General features: G+C 62.3%; 10 protein-coding genes. 7 read left to right on the forward strand and 3 right to left on the reverse strand.

From position 1 onward, the window contains the following. Positions 1-793: 793 nt before the first annotated feature. Positions 794-1,885: a hypothetical protein gene (locus ACI38B_RS02010; protein WP_439729306.1), complete on the reverse strand. Its 1,092-nt coding sequence runs from the start codon at positions 1,883-1,885 to the stop codon at positions 794-796. A gap of 152 nt (positions 1,886-2,037) precedes the next feature. Between ACI38B_RS02010 and ACI38B_RS02015 the strand changes: the two genes are divergently transcribed. After that, on the forward strand, positions 2,038-3,078 hold the full coding sequence (locus tag ACI38B_RS02015) for an endonuclease/exonuclease/phosphatase family protein (protein ID WP_439729307.1): 1,041 nt from the start codon (positions 2,038-2,040) through the stop codon (positions 3,076-3,078). A 271-nt stretch (positions 3,079-3,349) separates the two neighbouring features. Here ACI38B_RS02015 and ACI38B_RS02020 read toward each other — a convergent pair whose 3' ends face one another. Then, the gene (locus tag ACI38B_RS02020; RefSeq protein ID WP_439729308.1) at positions 3,350-3,655 is read right to left on the reverse strand and encodes an exodeoxyribonuclease VII small subunit; all 306 of its coding nucleotides are present in this window, start codon (positions 3,653-3,655) and stop codon (positions 3,350-3,352) included. Positions 3,656-3,849: 194 nt separating this feature from the next. Continuing rightward, a complete protein-coding gene (gene xseA, locus ACI38B_RS02025; RefSeq protein ID WP_439729309.1) occupies positions 3,850-5,184 on the reverse strand; it encodes an exodeoxyribonuclease VII large subunit in 1,335 nt (444 codons plus the stop codon). Positions 5,185-5,647: 463 nt separating this feature from the next. On the opposite strand from xseA, the gene nrdD reads away from it, so the two are divergent. The 6 genes from nrdD (at position 5,648) to ACI38B_RS02055 (ending at position 19,454) form a co-directional block, all read left to right on the forward strand. Beyond that, positions 5,648-7,996 carry an anaerobic ribonucleoside-triphosphate reductase gene (nrdD, locus tag ACI38B_RS02030; protein WP_412170976.1) on the forward strand — a complete coding sequence of 783 codons (2,349 nt, stop codon included), beginning with the start codon at positions 5,648-5,650 and terminating at the stop codon, positions 7,994-7,996. A 208-nt stretch (positions 7,997-8,204) separates the two neighbouring features. Then, a complete protein-coding gene (gene nrdG / locus ACI38B_RS02035; protein ID WP_439729310.1) occupies positions 8,205-8,918 on the forward strand; it encodes an anaerobic ribonucleoside-triphosphate reductase activating protein in 714 nt (237 codons plus the stop codon). Between the two features lie 78 nt (positions 8,919-8,996). After that, positions 8,997-10,331 carry a hypothetical protein gene (locus ACI38B_RS02040; RefSeq protein WP_439729311.1) on the forward strand — a complete coding sequence of 445 codons (1,335 nt, stop codon included), beginning with the start codon at positions 8,997-8,999 and terminating at the stop codon, positions 10,329-10,331. A 202-nt stretch (positions 10,332-10,533) separates the two neighbouring features. After that, a complete protein-coding gene (locus ACI38B_RS02045) occupies positions 10,534-15,390 on the forward strand; it encodes an acyl-CoA dehydratase activase-related protein (RefSeq protein WP_439729312.1) in 4,857 nt (1,618 codons plus the stop codon). A 286-nt stretch (positions 15,391-15,676) separates the two neighbouring features. Beyond that, on the forward strand, positions 15,677-16,948 hold the full coding sequence (locus ACI38B_RS02050; protein ID WP_439729313.1) for a glutamate-cysteine ligase family protein: 1,272 nt from the start codon (positions 15,677-15,679) through the stop codon (positions 16,946-16,948). A 178-nt stretch (positions 16,949-17,126) separates the two neighbouring features. Next, the gene (locus ACI38B_RS02055) at positions 17,127-19,454 is read left to right on the forward strand and encodes a glycoside hydrolase family 3 C-terminal domain-containing protein (RefSeq protein WP_439729324.1); all 2,328 of its coding nucleotides are present in this window, start codon (positions 17,127-17,129) and stop codon (positions 19,452-19,454) included. The last annotated feature ends 86 nt before the right edge of the window (positions 19,455-19,540 follow it).

Here is a 19,540-nt window from a genome sequence, read left to right on the forward strand (position 1 = left end):
GAGGATTCGCTCACACAACGACGGTCTGGGTGGCTTCGGGCGGGTGGTCTGGACTGTCCAGTGATGCTGCACTGCGCGTCCGGTGGTCACTCTTCTACAAACTGGTTACGCTGACGACGGTCTCAGCGTAGCCAGTTTGTAGAAGGGCGGCGGCCTGAGACACATGAGTCCTGCGGCGAGAAGAACCCGACAGCATGTATCGACTATAACCTTCTGCCGACGCTTACGGCGGTCTCAGCGTCGGCAAAAGCAGGACGATCAGTGCGATTTGAGTGTGCGTGGCGATGGAAGCGCAGGAACCGAGAGACCGCCCGACCTGCATGCGCCTTGTGTATGTCGTGGCATGCGTGATTGGGTGGATGGGGGTGTGGTGGGTGTGGCGGCGTGGGGTATTTGGTGAGGTTTGTGTGTCCGGGTATGCGTGTCGGCCCGGTTCGGTGTCCGGTGGTGGCAGGATGGGCGCCGTTGTGCGTGTTGTGTATGTCGTGGCATGCGTGATTGGGTGGATGGGATACAGCGGGGGCGGTGTCGTCAGGTATTTGGTGAGGTTTGTATGTATGGGCATACATGATGAGGCGTATGTGCCGGTATTCGACGAAACGCCACGGTATTCGGCGCGCGACGTATGTCGTGGGATGCGCCACTCGCGACATGTGACACATGAAATCCTGTGAAACGTGACATCTTGTGGGATGCGCCACGCCACGTGCAATCCTGTGAACCGCCACCGCCCTGCGCACCGCCATCGCCCTGTGAACCGCCACCGCCCTGCGCGCCGGCCAACCCCGCGGAATCACCGCCCCCGCGCGAGTTCGTATTGCGCCAGATCGAGGATGGTGTGCCACTCGTCAGGCGCGAGTTGTGGCGGAATCAGCGCCATCTGCTGGTAGGGGTCGTCGGCGAGCACGCGCCCGGCGAAGTCCCGCAGTTGCCGCCACTGCCCACGCCTGATGAGCTGCGCCGCATACGCGTCGGCCATCGGCTCGATGTCACTGTGCTCGCTCAGCATGCGGTCGGCCTGCTCGTCCTCCCCGCACATGCGCAATACGTCATGCCGCAACATGAGCATCGACATGTCGAACTGTTCGCGGATGCCGCCCGCCGACACATCGACCAGATTCCCTTCGGAATCCATCATGAGATTGCCCGCCGGGTCGTCCTTGTCGTTGGAGTGGATATCACGCTCGACCGATGCCATGGTCGCTTGCGCCCGGTCGATCGCATCGTAGACGAATACCCGCGTGTCGTCCCATTGCGCAAACGGCAGCGAGCATGAGATGAGCTGAACCATCTGCACCGGGTTGAACCGGAAATCATCCTGACAGGCCGCTGAAACGATACTGGAGAGCGCTTGCCCGCCGGTGACCGGATCGGCGTGTTGAGCCACACTGTCGAAGTAAATGCGCGTCTCATCAATCAGACGCTTGAGATAGGCGAGTCCTTCGCCTTCCCGGTCGGCGATGCTGCCGAGGAACGAGGATGTCGTGGTCAGCGCGGTGGCAAGATTGCCAGCCGCGTCACGCCACCGCGTGCTCATCAGCGCGTTTCCGACGACCGCCTCGACTCCGGACAGCGCTCCGGTGCTGTAGTAGAAGGTCGGCATGTCCGTGCGGTTGATGCCGTCGGTGCCATCGGCTTGCGGGGTGGGGCTGAGCGAATCCATCGCACGTAAATACCAGCGAATCGGCGCGTCGATGGTCTGCTTCGCCTCCTCAGGGGGAGCGACGGGTATGTCTTCGCGCTCGGCGTCATCGCTTTGTGCGTCATCATGAATGGAACGATCCCACAGGAACGTCGGCCCTTGCAAGCCGGAATGGCTCAGCAGGTCATTGGCGAAGTCCCGTAATGCTTCGAAATGCTGGGGTGGTGTGGTGGGTTCGGTCATGCCGGTCCTTCTCATGTCGGTTGGTTCAAGCATAGCCGACTGGTGAGCATTGCGCGATGGTTCTGTTGCCTGTTGCCCCCGGCGGGCGTTCGCGCATTACAGTGGTGGGGATACACGTGGTGAGAATGCACGACAAGGAAAACGGAGATGTGATGGCTGGAACACCCAATTCGTCAGCGCCTGCGGCCAGACCGAAACGCAAACGTGTGCTTTCTGGCGTGCTGGCGGCATTGCTGACGCTCGTCGCCGTGCTGGGAACGGTTGCGAGGGCGCTGCCTGCTGATTTGCAGTCGCTGCCTTATGTTCCGGTCGTCGTCTCGCTGACCCCGTGGTTCGTGCCGCTTGCTGTGGTGGCGCTGCTGTTCGCGCTGTTCTCGAATCGTTGGTTTGTGGCGCTGATTGCTCTGGCGTGCGTCGCGGCGCAAGTGTGGTGGCAGGCGCCGTTTTTCCGTTCCCAGGCCGCGTTATCGCAGGATGCGGTGACGGCGGTGGGGCAGGCACATGCGGTGACCGGCGACCATTATGCGAGGGTGATGACGCTCAACGTGTTTAAAGGGCAGGCCGACCCACAGGCTGTGGTCGATTTGGTGCGTGACGAGCGTGTCGAGGTGCTCGCGTTGCAGGAGACCACGGACGCGTTCGTCAAACAGCTGGAAGCGGATGGCATCGGCGATTATTTGCCGTATTCGCAGGTCTCATCGTCCGACGGCGTGTACGGCAACGGCCTGTGGTCTGCCGTGGCTCTCGACCGTCCGGTTGACGACGAGGTCAATTCCAGCGCCTCGTTCATGCCCGCGGGGACGGTTGATATGGGCGGCGTGCAGGTGCGGTTCATCTCCGTACACACCACGTCGCCACAGCCCGGGTATTGGTCCCAGTGGAACAGGGCGTTGAACGAGCTGTCACTGATGCAGCAGAAAACCGGTACGGCGTATGTGATGATGGGGGATTTCAACGCCACGTATGATCACGCCGCTTTCCGCGATATCCTCGGTTCGAGGTTCTCCGACGCCACACGCCAGGCAGGACATGGCTTGGTGTTCACATGGCCGGCGAACCATACCGGCGTGCCCGCCTTCGCCGGCATCGACCATATCCTGATTGACCAGGGCATGGTCGCCGGACAGGTACAGTCCAGGCATGTAGCTGGTTCGGACCACGCAGCGCTGCTCGCCACATTGCAGGTGGCGTGACTGCGCATTCACAGGTGGCGTGACAGCGCATCGCAGCGGGTATGGCGAAACGTTCGTGGGGTGCCATCTGTGGGGCGTCGCCTGTGGAGTGATTGCGGTTGCGCATGATGTGACAGCGCAGACGCGCATTGGCTCACGTTGCTTGGCGGGCCGCAGCCAGGCGGGCGCGTACCCGGCTGGCAGCCATCCGGCTAACGGCCACCCCCACTTCGGCTTGCCGCCGCACGGCTTCGGCTGGCTCCCGCCTGCAAAACGCCCGTCAAACCGGCGGTCACTCGAGGTTGGACTGGGTTCCCGCGGTGTCGGCGGAGGTCTGCTGCTGGGCCTGCGCGGCGTCAAGTTTGGCACGGACTTGGTCAAGCAAGGTCTGGGCGCGCTTGGCAAGCGCTTCGCCGAGCTCCCACTGGCGCATGGACTGGTCGAGGTTCAGCCCGCCGGCTTCGAGTGCCTGCACCGCCTGGATCAGCTGGTCACGCGCCTCCTCATAGGACATGGACGCGATGCGCTCGCGTTCCTCCTTGGTCAGGCTGGAAGCCGGGGTGTCGGTCTTCTGGGGATCCTGTGCTTCAACTGTCATCGGTGTTCCTTCCATGGGTGTTGATGATTGATAGTGATGATTGATGTCGATGATTGATAGGCGGATTGTCGGCTGTGTTGCGATGGGTTGGGGTCGTGGCGTTGCGCGGGTGATGCTGTGCCTGCTGGTGGCCATATGTCGGCAGGTGCCAAACAAGTACCACGCAGGTACCGCACGGGCACGCAGCAACCGTGTCAGTCGCCGGTGTCGGTGTGGTTTCCGCCCGCCTGTCCTTTGGCCTCGGCGAGTAGTGTGCCATGGTGCAGAGTAATCGACAGTTGCTCTCCCACGGTCGCGTCGGCCGCGTTGTCAAGCACATGCCCGTCAGCGGTCTGTACGACGGCGTACCCGCGGTTCAAAGTCGCCTGCGGGCTCATGGCGGTGAGACTGGCATGGAGCTTCTCGACGGTCATGCCGGCGTCGTCGATGATTCTGGTCAACCCGTATCGCATGCGTTTCACGGCGTCGTCAACCAGCCGCTGATGCGGTTCGAGCATGGTGCTCGGGTTGGTCAGGCTCGGCCGGTTCGCATAGCCCTCGATAAGCCGCTGCTCGTTGCCGACCAAGGCGTCCATCCTTAGGTTCATGCGTTGCCAGGCGTTGGTGATGAGCTGCCACTGCTCACGCACATCCGGCACAACCTTCTTTGCTGCATCCGTCGGCGTCGAGGCGCGAAGATCGGCGGCCAGATCGATGAGCGTCCAGTCATCCTCGTGCCCGATTGCCGAGACGATCGGTTTGCGGCATGCCGCCGTGGCACGTACCACGTTTTCGTCGGAGAAGCCGATGAGATCTTCGAAACTGCCGCCGCCACGCGCGACGATGATCACGTCCACTCTCGGGTCGTCGTCGAGCTTGCGGATCGCTTGGACCACCTCCGGCGGGCACTGCGCGCCCTGGACGTGCACATGCTCAATCACGAAGTCCACTGCCGGCCAACGCAGGTTCACGTTGGTGATGACATCGCCTTCGGCGCGGGCCTGAGGCGCGCAGATCAGGCCGATGCAACGCGGGAATTCCGGCAACGGGATTTTGTTTTCGGCGTCGAACAGGCCTTCTCCTTTGAGCTTCTTGCGCAGCTCGTCGATTTGCGCCTTGAGATCGCCGGCCCCTACGCGGCGGATGTCGTCGGCGACGAAACTCAGGCGTGTCGCCTTCACCCACACTTCCGGCTTGCCGTGGACGACGACGCGCTCGCCCTGCTTGAACTCGCGGGCCATGGCGACGAAGTCCCTGAATCCCATGACGGACATCGAGATGTCCTGGGTGTTGTCGCGCAGTGTGATGTAGCCAGACGTGCTGCGCCGCATGTTGATTTCGACGATCTGCCCTTCGACCCACGACGCCGGCCAGCGCTCAACTGCATTGTGGTATTTCTGGCTGACCACGCTGACAGGCCACGGGTTCTCCGCGGTGGTGTCGCGGGCGAGCCGCGGCAGCTGGTCGAGCGGTTTGGGCGCGCCGGCGTTGCCGGGGGCTGCCACGGCATTACCATAGCCGTAATTCGCTTCCTGATACCCGTACTGCATGTGCCTTCCCTTCGCGCCGTGGGCGTGGCGTGCCGCTTGCGTGCGTGGTGTGGTCGCCCTACCCGTCCGCCGTCGGCTGACGTAGCCCGACGGATGTCTAATGGCCTCCACTGTTGCGCATCGAACGGACAATTTTATTGCGCGCGCGCCCGCGTATATCACTCTTTCGCAGGTGGCGGTGGCGTGTCGGAAACGACACGCTGAGGTGCTTGCGTAATCTTCATCACATTTGCCGCTTATCGGCGGAACGATGCGGATTGCTACTATATCTTGGGCAACACGCGGTGATTGTGCACTATATCTCGTGGTACAGTCGATGTGGCAAATACAGAACGATGAAGGCCGGGAGGTGCCCGGCCAAGGGAAAGGACGGAACCCAATGGACATGCAGGTTCTTGATGTGCCTCGGACCGCCACCCCGGATGGCGATGTGGCAGACACTGTCGCGGAAGGGAAGTCGGATATGGGCAAGGTGCTCGTCGAGAAGCGTGACGGCCGAATCGTCGAATTCGACCCGATCAACATCATCAGCGCCGTCAAGTCCGCCTTCAAGGATCTCGACAAGGAGATCGGCCCGGAGGAGGAGCAGCTGATTCGCGACCTCGCCAACCAGGTCGAAGGCGAAATCAAGGAACGCTACAACGGTCCCGCCAAGATCGAAGACATCCAGAACCTGGTCGAGCATGGTCTCATCGAAGACCATCTGTATGAGGTCGCCCGCAACTACACGACATATCGTCTGAACAAGGACATCGAGCGCGCCAAGGCCACCGATATCAACGAAGCGGTCAGCCGTCTGGTCAATCGCGACGAATCCCTTGTGCGTGAGAACGCAAACAAGGATTCCAACGTCTATGCCACGCAGCGCGACTTGCTCGCCGGCGCCGTCTCCAAGGCGTCCGCGTTCTCTATGCTGCCTGACGCCGTGTCCAACGCCCATATGAAGGGCGACATCCACTTCCATGACGCCGATTACTCGCCATTCACCGCGATGACCAACTGCTCGCTGCCGGACTTCGGCGACATGCTCGCCCACGGGTTCGAGCTCGGCAACGCGATGATGGACTCCCCGAAGTCCATCGGCACCGCCGCCACGCAGATCACGCAGATCATCAAGGATATCGCGGGCGCACAGTACGGCGGCCAGACCGTCAACCGTGCCGACGAGATGCTTGAGCCGTATGCGAAGCTCGACTATGAAAAGCACCTGAAGATGGCCCACGCCATGTTCCCTGACGACATGCCGGTTGAAGCCGCGAAAACCGTCGTGCGCGGACTCAAGGCCCAGGAGCCGTCCGGTCTGCACTTCGAGAACCGCGCCCCGCTGCCCGACGACGTCCCGTTTGACACGGATGCCGAGCCTATCCAGCAGATTCGCGAAATCTATGCGAAAATCATGACCCGCAAGGCGATCTATGATGCCATGCAGACCATGGAATACCAGATTAATTCCAACCGTGTGTCCAACGGCCAGACCCCGTTTGTGACCGTCGGTTTCGGTCTGGGCACCTCGTGGTTCGCCCGCGAAATCCAGCGTTCCATCCTGCTCAACCGCATCCGCGGCCTGGGCAAGGACCGTCACACCGCGATCTTCCCGAAGCTCGTGTTCACCATCAAGCACGGCATCAATGCCGACCCGGGCGACCCGAACTACGACATGAAGCAACTGGCGCTCGAATGCTCCACCAAGCGCATGTACCCGGATGTCGTCTTCTATGACAACATTGTCAAGATCACCGGCTCCTTCAAGGCCCCGATGGGCTGCCGTTCCTTCCTGCAGGGTTGGATCGACCCCAAGACCGGCAAGGATGTCGAGGACGGCCGCATGAACCTCGGCGTCGTCACCGTCAACGTGCCGCGTATCGCCCTTGAATCCCACGGCGACAAGGACCGCTTCTGGAAGCTGTTCGACGAGCGTATGGAAGTCGCGCACCAGGCGCTGCAGTTCCGCATCATGCGTTGCAAGCAGGCCACCCCGGTCAACGCGCCGACCCTGTTCCGCTACGGCGCTTTCGGACGTCTCGGCGCCAACGACAACGTCGACCAGCTCTTCCGCAACGAGCGCGCCACCGTCTCCTTGGGCTACATCGGCCTGTACGAGGCGACGGCGGTGTTCTACGGCAAGGACTGGATGCGCGACCACAGTTGGGATCCGGAAGGCAAGGAGTTCGCGCTGTCCATCGTCAAGCGCATGAACCAGCTGTGCAAGCAGTGGTGCAAGGCCGAAGGCTACCATTATTCGGTGTACTCCACGCCGGCGGAAAGCCTCACGGACCGCTTCAACCGCATGGACCGCGAGAAGTTCGGCCGCGTCGAAGGCGTGACCGACCACGACTTCTACACCAACTCCTTCCACTACCCGGTGTGGCTGTCCCCGACACCGATGGAGAAGCTCGACTACGAGAAGGACTTCCCCTACTATGCGTCCGGCGGCTTCATCAACTACTGCGAGTTCCCGTGCCTGCAGGACAACCCCAAGGCGCTCGAGGCCGTGTGGGATTACGCCTACAAGATCGGCATCGGCTACCTGGGCACCAACACCCCGATCGACCACTGCTTCGTATGCGGCTTCCAGGGTGACTTCGAGCCGACCGAAGAAGGCTTCAAGTGCCCCGAGTGCGGCAACTCCGACCCCGACAAGTGCAACGTGACCAAGCGCACCTGCGGATACCTCGGCAACCCGGTCCAGCGCCCGATGGTGCACGGCCGTCACGAGGAAATCGCCCATCGCGTCAAGCACATGAGCGGGGAGACCGGCCATGTGACGCTCAAGGACGGTTCCGAGCGCGAATGGTTCGAGGAGACCAAGTAACCCGGACACATAATCCGGAGCGCAACATCCGGAAAACATAGTCCGGAAAACACCGGGAGCAGGCCGCCGGGCGGATTCCGACGGCGGCGAACCGGGAAACAATGATGACGGCCGTGATGCACGCTGCACGCGGCCGTCATTGCCGTGCGGGTAGGCTTCGGCGGCGTGCCCGGAACACAACAAGGAGCCAAGGAGCAGGGAAGTACAGATGGCAGCAACGACATTGCATGATTTCGCGGCGGGGGAGACCGACCGCGGCCCGTTCATCCCGACCAACCGGTCGAACAACCCGAAAGCCGGGCAGTGGACGAACCGGATGAGCCACAATATGATCGCCGACTACAAACGGTTCCTCATGACCGACGGCGAAGGCATCCGCTGTTCCCTGTACGTGTCTGGATGCCCGTTCCACTGCGTGGAATGCTACAACAAGTCCATCTGGGATTTCCAAGCAGGCCACGAATACAATGATGCGCTCGAGGCGCAGATCATGGACGACCTGTCCCAGTCATACGTGCAGGGCATCACCTTCCTTGGCGGCGAGCCCCTGCTTAACACGGGCGTGTTGCTGCCGCTGGCGCGCAAGATTCGCGAACGCTTCGGCCATACGAAAGACATCTGGTGCTGGACCGGCTATACGTGGGAGGAGCTCATGCGCCCCGGCGAGACGCAGGACAAACTCGATTTGCTGCACGAGATCGACATTCTCGTCGACGGCCGGTATATCAAGGACCTGCACGATTCGTTGCTGCAATTCCGCGGTTCGAGCAATCAGCGGATTATCGACGTGCAGAAATCCTTCGAGGCTGGCAAGCCGGTTATCTGGAGCAAACTGCACGACCAGGAGCGCTTCATCCCGGAAATCTACGGCAAGGATCGCGCCGCCGGCGAAGGCAACGACAGCATCTCCACCGAGCAGTAAACCACCCGGCGCGCGTCCGTCTTGCGCCTGTTTTCCACAAACTGTCTACGCTGGCGTGGTGTTGGGCGTAGACGGTTTGTGAGGTACTACAAACTGGTGACGCTGGGAGCGCTGTTTGCGCGGCTGGTTTGTGAGGGGTGGGCGATTACAGTGGCTAGGGTGATGAAACGAATCGGGTATGCGCTGTATGCGGCGTCGCTGAGCGTAATCGTCCTTGCGATTGCCGCGCTATTCCTCGTGGTGGAGAACACCGCGGTTACGCTGATTTGGGAGGTGTGGGCGGTCCGTGTGCCGTCACGATGGGCGTACGCCGTGCCGGTCGCGGTCGCGGGCACCCTCCTGGTGGTCTGGGGCAAACGACGCTGGGGCGACATTCCGCACACCACACGCGATGTTCTCGGCGCCTTGAAACGTGGGGAAGCTATCAACTACCACACCGCGTGGCGTGACCTGCTCATCGCGCTGATCATCCTCGCCGCCGGCGCGGGCGTCGGTCCGGAAGCCTCACTCATGGGCGCGGTCATCGCGTATTCCGTCTGGCAATGCGACAAACTGCGGTACCTGCGCACGCATGCCGACAGCATCCGCGCCACGCCGATACCAACACGGTTGCGCATGCTCTACCATCCCACGCGATGGATTGAGCCAGCCGTCAGCGCCACGGATGCCGCCAATACCGCTGGTGCCGCCGACACCAAGCGCACCATCCGCGTATGCGCGGTCAACAGCCTCATCGTCATCGTCATGTTCGTCGGCATGACCACCATGCCCAAATTCTCCGACGCGGGCATGAACACCCTTGATTTCTGGCGGCGCACATGGGTCGCGCTTCCGCTCGCCGCCTACGCGCTCGCCGTAGCCGGTGTGTGCGTACTGCTCAGGACAGGCATTCGCGCGCTGTCGGGGCGCATCAACGTACCGATGACCGTACGTCTGCTGGTTGGCGGCGTGCTCGTCGCGCTGGTGGTCACCGTGCTGCCGGTGCTGTCGACATCCGGACAACACCAAATCCACACCATCGGCACGCTGTTCACAAGCCTCGGTGCGGGCGCGCTGTTCGCGCTCGCCGCCGGAAAGCTCCTGTTCGCGCAGCTGTGCATTGAATGCCGGTGGACGGGCGGTGACATTTTCCCGATCATGTTCGCCGCGCTACTGCACGGGTGCGCACTCGCCAAGCTGTTGCCCGGCTGCCAGCCGGTGGTCGTGGTGATGACGGTCGCCTTCTGCACGGCCATCGTGCTGGTCGGCAACGCCTCGCTCGCCGGCATCCTTATGGCGCTGTTTTTCCCCGCAAAGCTCCTGCCTTTGGAACTGATAGTCACCCTGCTCGCTTGGGGCGCCATGCGGGTGACCGCCGCGGTGTCGGCCGCGGTGAAACGCCGGATGCTGGCAAAGACACTGCCCCGCTCCTGACCTCGCAATGCGCGTGTCCCAACTCGCAGGTAGCACAAACCCGCAGGACAGATGCCCGGCATCTGTCTGTTTCGCTGGGGGCGAGTTCCGCTGACGTCCGCTTGCGTTAGCATTCACTAGAGGAAATTCGGCGGGGCGGGCAGGTGCACGGTATTAGGACGGCACCGCCCGGCACTCCGCCGACAATGGATATGAGGTGCAGATGGTGGAACAGGGAGAACATGTCATGACCGGCGAATACGGGAGGAAACCGTTGCGTGTCGGTCTCGACATCGGATCGACCACGGTCAAGGCGGTCGTGCTCGATCAGGGCGACACGCTTGACGACGTGTTGTTCTCCGATTATCGGCGCCATCACGCCAACGTCCGCGCCACAGTGGCCGGGCTGCTTGAAGACATTCGCACCGCGCTTGACAAGCTCGGACGCGGGGATGAGCCGATTCGGCTCGCAATCACCGGCTCAGGCGGCCTGACGCTCGCCGACAACATCCATGTGCCCTTCATCCAGGAGGTCATCGCTGAAACACGCGCGATCGACCAGGAAATCCCGCAGGCCGACGTCATTATCGAACTCGGTGGCGAGGACGCGAAAATCACGTATTTGAAGCCCACCCCCGAGCAGCGCATGAACGGTTCGTGCGCGGGCGGCACTGGCGCGTTCATCGACCAGATGGCCACCCTGCTTGACACGGATGCGGCCGGCCTCAACGAAATGGCCAAGCATTATCAGACTTTGTATCCGATTGCTTCGCGTTGCGGCGTGTTCGCGAAATCCGATTTGCAGCCGCTCATCAACGACGGCGCGGCGAAACCCGATTTGGCGGCTTCGATTTTCACCGCCGTCGCCACGCAGACAATCGCGGGTCTTGCTTCCGGCAGGCCAATCCACGGCAACGTCGTATTCCTCGGCGGACCGCTGTTCTTCATGTCTGAGCTGCGCGAAGCCTTCCACCGTGCGCTCGAAGGCAAGGTCGACGAGTTCATCACCCCGAGCAACGCCCATCTGTATGTCGCGTTCGGTGCCGCGCTCATCGCCGGCGACGACAACGACGACGATGACGACACGGGTACCGCCACGATTGCCGAACCACGCACTTGCGCGCAGATTCTTGAAGATTTGGAGCGGCTCAAGAACCTGCCAAGCAATACGAAGACCATGCCGCCGCTGTTCCCCACCGAGGCGGACCGCGAGGCGTTCAACGCCCGTCACCACCGTGAACACGTGCATGTAGGCACGCTCGAAGGGGCGTCCGGCCCGCACTTCCTCGGCATCGACGCGGGTTCGACCACCATCAAGGCGACCCTCGTCAACGATGACCGCGAAATCGTATGGTCCTCCTATGCCACGAACGAGGGCAGCCCGCTGACCGCCGCCGTGGATATCGTCAAACGCATCCAGGCGCAGCTGCCGCCTGAAGCGTGGATTGCGCGTTCTTGCGCGACCGGCTACGGCGAAGGCTTGATTTCCACTGGCCTGCATCTGGATGAGGGCGTTGTCGAAACGATGGCACATTACCGCGGCGCCGAAATGGTCAGCCCTGGTGTGACGGCCGTCATCGACATCGGCGGTCAGGATATGAAATACCTCGCCATCACCGACGGGGTCATCGACTCGATTGCCGTCAACGAGGCCTGCTCGTCCGGTTGCGGGTCCTTCCTGCAGACCTTCGCCCAGTCCATGGGACTGAGCATCGAGGAATTCACACAGAAAGCCCTGAACTCCACGCATCCGGTCGATTTGGGCTCGCGTTGCACCGTGTTCATGAACTCTTCCGTCAAACAGGCCCAGAAGGAGGGCGCGTCCATCGAGGACATCGCCGCCGGCCTGTGCTATTCGGTCGTGCGCAACGCACTGTACAAGGTCATCAAACTGCGTGACGCCGACGCGCTCGGCGACACGGTCGTCGTCCAGGGCGGCACCTTCCTCAACGACGCCGTGCTGCGCGCTTTCGAACTGCTGACAAAACGCGAGGTCACACGCCCGAATATCGCCGGCCTCATGGGCGCGTACGGCGCCGCGCTGACCGCCCGCATGCATTACGTCGACGCTGCGGACGACGATCCGGCCGCCGAGCACACGTGTTCCGGCATCCTGAGCGGCGAGGCGCTTGACAATCTGTCGATGACCACCTCCCGTGACGTGTGCAAGCTGTGCCAGAACCACTGCAAGCTCACCATCACGACCTTCCAGGACGGTTCGCGCTACGTTACCGGCAACCGGTGCGAGCGCGGCGGCGACGCGAAGAAGAAGCGTTCCGACCGGCCAAACCTGTACGACTACAAGTACAAGCGCTGCTTCGCCTACCGCCGCCTGACCGACAAGAAGGCGACCCGCGGCGAAATCGGCATTCCGCGCGTGCTCAACATGTACGAGAACTACCCGTTCTGGTTCACCCTGCTTACCAATCTCGGTTTCAAGGTCATCATCTCCGGGCGTTCCAGCCACGAACTGTTCGAGACCGGTATCGAATCCATTGCTTCCGAGAACATCTGCTACCCGGCGAAGCTGGTGCACGGCCATATCAAATGGCTGCTCAACAAGGGTGTCAAGACGATCTTCTACCCGTGCGTAAGCTACGAGGAGAACCTCGTGCCCAACACCGACAACCACTACAATTGCCCGGTCGTCGCGAACTACCCGGTCGTCATCGGCGCCAATATGCCCGAACTGCGCGAACCTGGCATCCGCTACATGCGCCCCTATTTCAACCTCGCCAACCATGAGCTCATGGCCAAGCGCATCGTCGAAGAATTCGCGTGGGCGAACGTGACGATGGACGAGGCGCAGGAAGCGGTCAAGGCCGCATACGCCGAGGACAAGCTGTTCAAGCATGACGTGCAGCAGGAAGGCCTGCGCGCGCTCGCGTATATGAAGGAGCATGATTGCCGCGGCATCGTGCTCGCCGGACGCCCCTACCACATCGACCCGGAAGTCAACCACGGCATTCCCGAGACGATTTGCTCGCTGGGCATGGTCGTGCTTTCCGAGGATTCGATCTGCGAGCTGCAGCCCGGTGAGGACTTGCATCTGAGCGACTATCTGGCCGCGGGGGAGAAGAACCCCCGTGCCAAGGATTCCGCGGGATTCCGAGAAGTGGGCGACCGTAAGGTCACACGCATGCCGTTGCGCGTACAGAACCAGTGGGCCTACCATGCCCGTCTGTATGCGGCGGCGCGTTTCGTGTCCTCCTATCCGGGGCTCGAACTCGTGCAGCTCAATTCCTTCGGCTGCGGCCTCGACGCCATCACCACCGACCAGGTCAGCGAGATCCTCGCCGACAAGGCCGACGTGTACACCGTGCTCAAGATTGACGAGGTCAGCAACCTCGGTGCGGCCAAGATCCGCCTGCGTTCGCTGAAAGCCGCCGTCGAGGAGCGTGAACGCAACGCCGAACTGCGCGACGGCCACAAGTCGCCGGAATCTCCCGAACCGTTGGAATCTCCCGAATCGCCGGAATCGCAGAAATCTCCCGAACTGCAGCCTGCACAAACCGCATCCGACAGCGGCTTCCGCCACACCGGCGGCCCCGCCCCGACCCCCGGACGTCAGGCGATGCTCGACGCCGTGATGGCCGAGAATCCGAAGCTTACCGAGGCGGTCAGGAATGCCGCGCGCCGCAATGTCCAAACATCGCAGCAGGACGGCGCGAAGACCGGCAAGCGCGGCGGGTCCGCCCGCAATGAGGCCACCATGAGCCGGTACGCGCACAAGGTCCGCTTCGAGAAATCCATGCGTGACTACACCATCATCGTCCCGCAGATGAGCCCCGTCCACTTCTCGCTGGTCGAATCTGTCATTCGTTCCGGCGGCTACAAATGCGACGTGCTCAAGCATGCGAGCAACGAGGACGTGGAAACCGGCCTCAAATACGTGAACAACGATGCCTGCTATCCGGCGATTATGGTCGTCGGACAGCTGGTGGACGCCATCATCCAAGGCAAGTACGATCCCGACCATGTGGCGCTCGCCATTTCGCAGACCGGCGGCATGTGCCGAGCCACCAACTACTACGGCCTGATTCGCAAGGCGCTGATTGACGCCGGATACCCGCAGATTCCGGTCATTGCGCTGAGTTTCCAGGGGTTGGAAAGCAACCCTGGTTTCAAGGCGACCCCGGCGATGCTGGAACGTGCCGGCAAAGCGCTCGTGTATGGCGATCTGCTTATGAAATGCCTGTACCGCGTACGCCCCTACGAGGCGGAACCGGGCAGCGCGAACGCCCTGTACGAACAGTGGGATACAATCCTGCGCGAGACCATCGAACACCACGGGTATTCCAAGACCGCCAAACGCGTGTACGGCAAGGGGTATTGGGTTTATCCGCAGCTGCTCAAGAAAATCGTCCGCACTTTCGACGAGCTGCCGCTGAGGGATATCCCGCGCAAGCCGCGTGTCGGTGTGGTAGGCGAGATTCTCGTCAAATACCATCCGGACGCCAACAACCATGTCGTCGACCAGATCGAGGCGCAAGGCTGCGAGGCTGTGGTGCCGGGCATCATCGAATTCATGACCCAGCATCCGTACACCGACAAGTGGAACGAGGACCATCTGGGCACCGGCGGCAGCCAGACCATGGACGCGATTATGCGGTGGGCCCTCAACCGCGGGCTCAATCCGGTGCGTCGCGCCATCGCCACCGCGCACGGCAAGTTCAGCCAGGACGAACGCATGGAGCAGCTCGTCAAGACTGCCGACGAGGTTACGTCCGTCGGTGTGCAGGCGGGCGAAGGATGGCTGCTGACCGCCGAAATCATCGAGCTGATCGAATCCGGCTGCCCGAACATCGTGTGCGCCCAGCCGTTCGCGTGCCTGCCCAACCATGTGACCGGGCGAGGCATGTTCGGCAAGATCCGCCGCCTGTACCCGCAGGCTAACATCGTGTCGATCGACTACGATCCGGGCGCGTCCGAGGCGAACCAGCTCAACCGGCTCAAGCTCATGATCGCCGCCGCCAAGAAGAACCACAAGGCTCATCTCGACGAGCCTATGCACGGTGCTGCCGGCAGCCGGCCGGGACAGGGGAGCGATTCACAAGCCCCGCTGTCCACCGCGGATTGAAGCGAGCGAAGGAACTGAGCGAGTAAACGAACTGAGCGGGTGGACGAACTGAGCCGGGTGAACCGGGCAACCCGTTCGAACCGGCATCATCCGCCCGAACCGGCCCAACGGTACAACCCGCCGAACCGGCATCATCCGAACGGTCTGTACGCGCCCTGAGCAAACTGAACGGCATGCTGCATGTGGCGGACCATCCCGAACGGTTTGCAAGTCGCTATCAGTTTTTCGTAGAGCGTACGGCGCGGCAATGCGCGCGTGGCGGCGGTATTTCGCCTACGATGGCAGCATGAGCACACCACGCATCAGCTACGCGCATATGAATGCCACCGTCAACCCCAAGCACGTCGACAGCTTGGTCCGCTTCTTCGAAAGCGGCGCCAAACCGGAACGCGATGACGGCTACGGGGTGGAGATCGAGCATCTGCCCGTACGCAACGGCAGCGACCAGGCGGTCAACTACTACGAGCCGAACGGGGTTGAGGAGCTGCTCAACCGCATGCGTCCGTATTATGACGCAGATAAGGAATATTGGGAGAACGGCCGTCTGGTGGGCCTCGCCCGCAAGGGGATTTCGATTTCGCTTGAGCCGGGCGCCCAGGTCGAATGCTCGATCGGCGTGCTGCACAGCCCCGAGGAACTGGCCGTCGAATATGGCCGATTCCGCCAAGAGGTCGATCCAATCCTCGACGCGCTTGACTTCCGTCTGGTCAACTACGGCTACCAGCCGAACACCAGTTACGCCGATATTCCGGTGAACCCGAAAAGCCGTTACGAGGCGATGACCGATTATCTGGGGCGTGTCGGCCAGTACGGCCTGTGCATGATGCGCGGATCCGCCTCCACGCAGGTGAGTATCGACTACCAGGATGAGCATGACGCGATCCGCAAGTTGCGCGTGGGCACGGCTGTCGGGCCGATTCTGGCGTGGTTCTTCCGCAACACCCCGTATTTCGAAGGCGCGGAGAACCCGTTCCCGCTGTTGCGTCAGCGGATGTGGGATTTCCTTGACTGCCAGCGCACCAACCTGATCCCCGGGCTGTACGATGACCGTTTTGGTTGGGAGGATTACGCGGTGGACGTGCTGAGCACGCCGATGATGTTCGCCGACCTGACTCACACCCCCGAGGCTGAGGGCCTGCCCGAGGCGCAGAAGCACCGTGCCGCGTTCCGCGACAACGCAGGCGAGATTTACCCTGACCGCGAACTCAACGCGTACGAGGTGAATCACGTGCTGTCCACGCATTTCAACGATGTGCGCTTGAAGAACTTCATCGAATTGCGCCATTGGGATTCGCTGCCGGTCGAGCGCGCCCAACGGCTGACGGAAGTCATCGGCTCGCTGTTCTACAACGATGCGAACCTCGATCGCTTGACATCCTACTTCGACGGGCTCAGCGATCTTGATGTGCTTGAAGCGAAGGCGAACCTGCAAGCCCATGGCCCCGAATCGACGCCCTACGGACAGCCGCTCGACTTCTGGCAGGAATTCCTCGGGCTGGAAGGCCTGCTCGCCGACGTGCCGGGCGACCCCGCCCACCCCGACGTGTTCCAGGCCTGAGCGACACGCCTGTCGTTTCGCGACCGGCTAAGCTATCCGGTAAGACCGACCGCAACATTGCGGCGACATCCACGTCGGAAAGCGAGGAAGCATGGACGCGACAACAGGCACAAACAAGGCACCGGTTCCGGCAAAAGCACGGCAGGGGAGCGGCTGCGGCGGCGATGAGGGGCGCAACGTGTCCGAAACCCGCCACCGTGTTGGCGACCTCACCTTGGAACAGAAAGCATCGCTCACCTCAGGCGCCGACGCATGGCATGTGCAGGGCATCGACGAGTGCGGCATCCCCGGCTACATGATCACCGACGGTCCGCACGGCTTGCGCAAGGCGCGACCCGCCGAGGAGCAGAAGATGGGACTTGGCGATGCCGTGCCGGCGACCTGCTTCCCGCCCGCCGCTGGACTGTCCAGCTCTTGGGATCCGGCGCTCGTCCGTGAAGTCGGCGAGGCTATGGGCGAGGAGTGTATCCAGGAGAAGGTCGCGGTCATCCTCGGCCCGGCGGTCAACATCAAACGCAATCCGCTCGGCGGCCGCTGCTTCGAATACTGGTCCGAAGACCCGTTCCTCGCCGGGCATGAAGCCGTCGGCATCGTCGAAGGCGTCCAATCCAAGGGCATTGGCACGTCACTCAAGCATTTTGCGGCAAACAACCAGGAAACCGACCGGTTGCGCGTCAGCGCCACCATATCGCCGCGCGCACTGCGCGAAATCTATCTGCCGGCATTCGAATACATCGTGAAAACAGCGCAGCCGTGGACCGTCATGTGCTCATACAACCGTATCAACGGCGTCCATTCCGCGCAGAACCGCTGGCTGCTGACCGACGTGCTGCGGCGTGAATGGGGGTTCCAAGGCATTGTGATGAGCGATTGGGGAGCCGACCACGACCGGGTCGCCTCGCTGAACGCCGGACTCAACCTTGAGATGCCGCCATCCGGCACGGATGACCAGATTGTCGCCGCGGTACGCGACGGGCGGATCGCGCCTGAGCAGCTGGACAGCATGGCGCAAGGCATGATCGACCTTGTCGCCAAGGCGCAGCCGGCCATGAGCCGCGACGGATACCGCTACAACCGCGACCGGCATTACGACATCGCGCGGCGCGCAGCCCGGGAATCCATGGTGTTGTTGAAAAACGAGCAGGGGACACTGCCAGTGCGCCCGGGTGCGCGAGTGGCGGTCATCGGCGAATTCGCGCGCACCCCACGCTATCAGGGCGGCGGATCGTCGCATATCACGCCGGACAGGATGTCCTCGTTCCTCGATGCGGTGTCCGAACGCGGGGCGTCGGTTGATTTCGCTCCCGGATTCACCCTCGATCTTGACCCTGCCGACCCGGCGCTCGAAGCGCAAGCCATCGAAACCGCGCGTCACGCCGACATCGTGCTCATGTTCATGGGACTCCCGGAAGCCGCGGAATCCGAAGGATTCGACCGCACCAGCCTCGACATCCCCGACAAACAGACCAACCTGCTGCACAAAATCGCGGCCGTCAACCCGCACGTAGCGGTCATCCTGTCCAACGGTTCGGTGGTCTCCGTGGCCCAGTGGCGTGATGACGCGCAAGCGATCCTCGAATCCTGGCTGCTCGGCGAGGCCGGCGGGGATGCGCTCGCCGATGTGGTGTTCGGCGATGTCAGCCCGTCAGGCAAGCTCGCGCAGACCATCCCGCTTGATATCAACGATGATCCGACCATGCTCAACTGGCCTGGCGAGGAAGGGCATGTCGACTACGGCGAAGGTGTGTTCGTCGGGTATCGCTATTACGACACGTACCGCAAGCCGGTCGCGTACCCGTTCGGGTTCGGGTTGAGTTACGCCACCTTTGACGTGCATGACGTTCGCGTGCGGCGTTTGGGGGATGACGCGGCGCAGGGTGCTGCTGAGCGGGCTGCAGACGACGCTGAGCGGGCGGATGGTGCTGCGCGGACGCATGCCGTGCGGGAAGCCGTCGTGCGGGTTGACGCGACGGTGACGAACACGTCGGATGTGCCGGGCGCGCAAGTCGTCGAGGTCTATGTCGCCCCCGGCAAGTCGCAGGTTGCGCGGCCGGTCCACGAATTGAAGGGTTTTGCGCGTGTCGATCTGGCGCCGGGGGAGTCCAAGACGGTGTCCATCACGCTCGACGAGCGTGCGTTCGCCTACTGGTCGCAGCGGTTTGACGACTGGCATGTGGAGGCCGGCGATTACACGGTCGAGGTGGGTACGTCGAGCCGGGATATCGTCGCACGTATACCGGTGCACTTGGACGGGGATGGGAAAGCCATGCCGCTTGACGAATGGTCTACGTTCGGCGAGTGGGCCGCCGACCCGGTCGGTGCGCGCGTGGTTGCGGCGGTCGAACGGGAATCGGACGAGGGACGACTGCCCAAGCTGCCGCAGGACGGCATCATGCGAATCTTCCTGATGGCAGTGCCGGTCAACTCGATGCCGATGATTCTCGGCGAGGAAGGATCGAAGGTCTCACGGTTCATGCTCGACGAATACCGGCGCATCCGCGGGTGACCGTTGCGAGCGGGTGCGCTGTGACTGCGGTTGGTGGTTGGTTGCTGGGGCGTGCCTTGGCGGTGGGGTTGCCGGTGGAAGCAGGC

Source organism: Bifidobacterium sp. (genome assembly GCF_051876855.1).
In the GTDB taxonomy this organism is placed as follows: Bacteria; Actinomycetota; Actinomycetes; order Actinomycetales; family Bifidobacteriaceae; genus Bifidobacterium.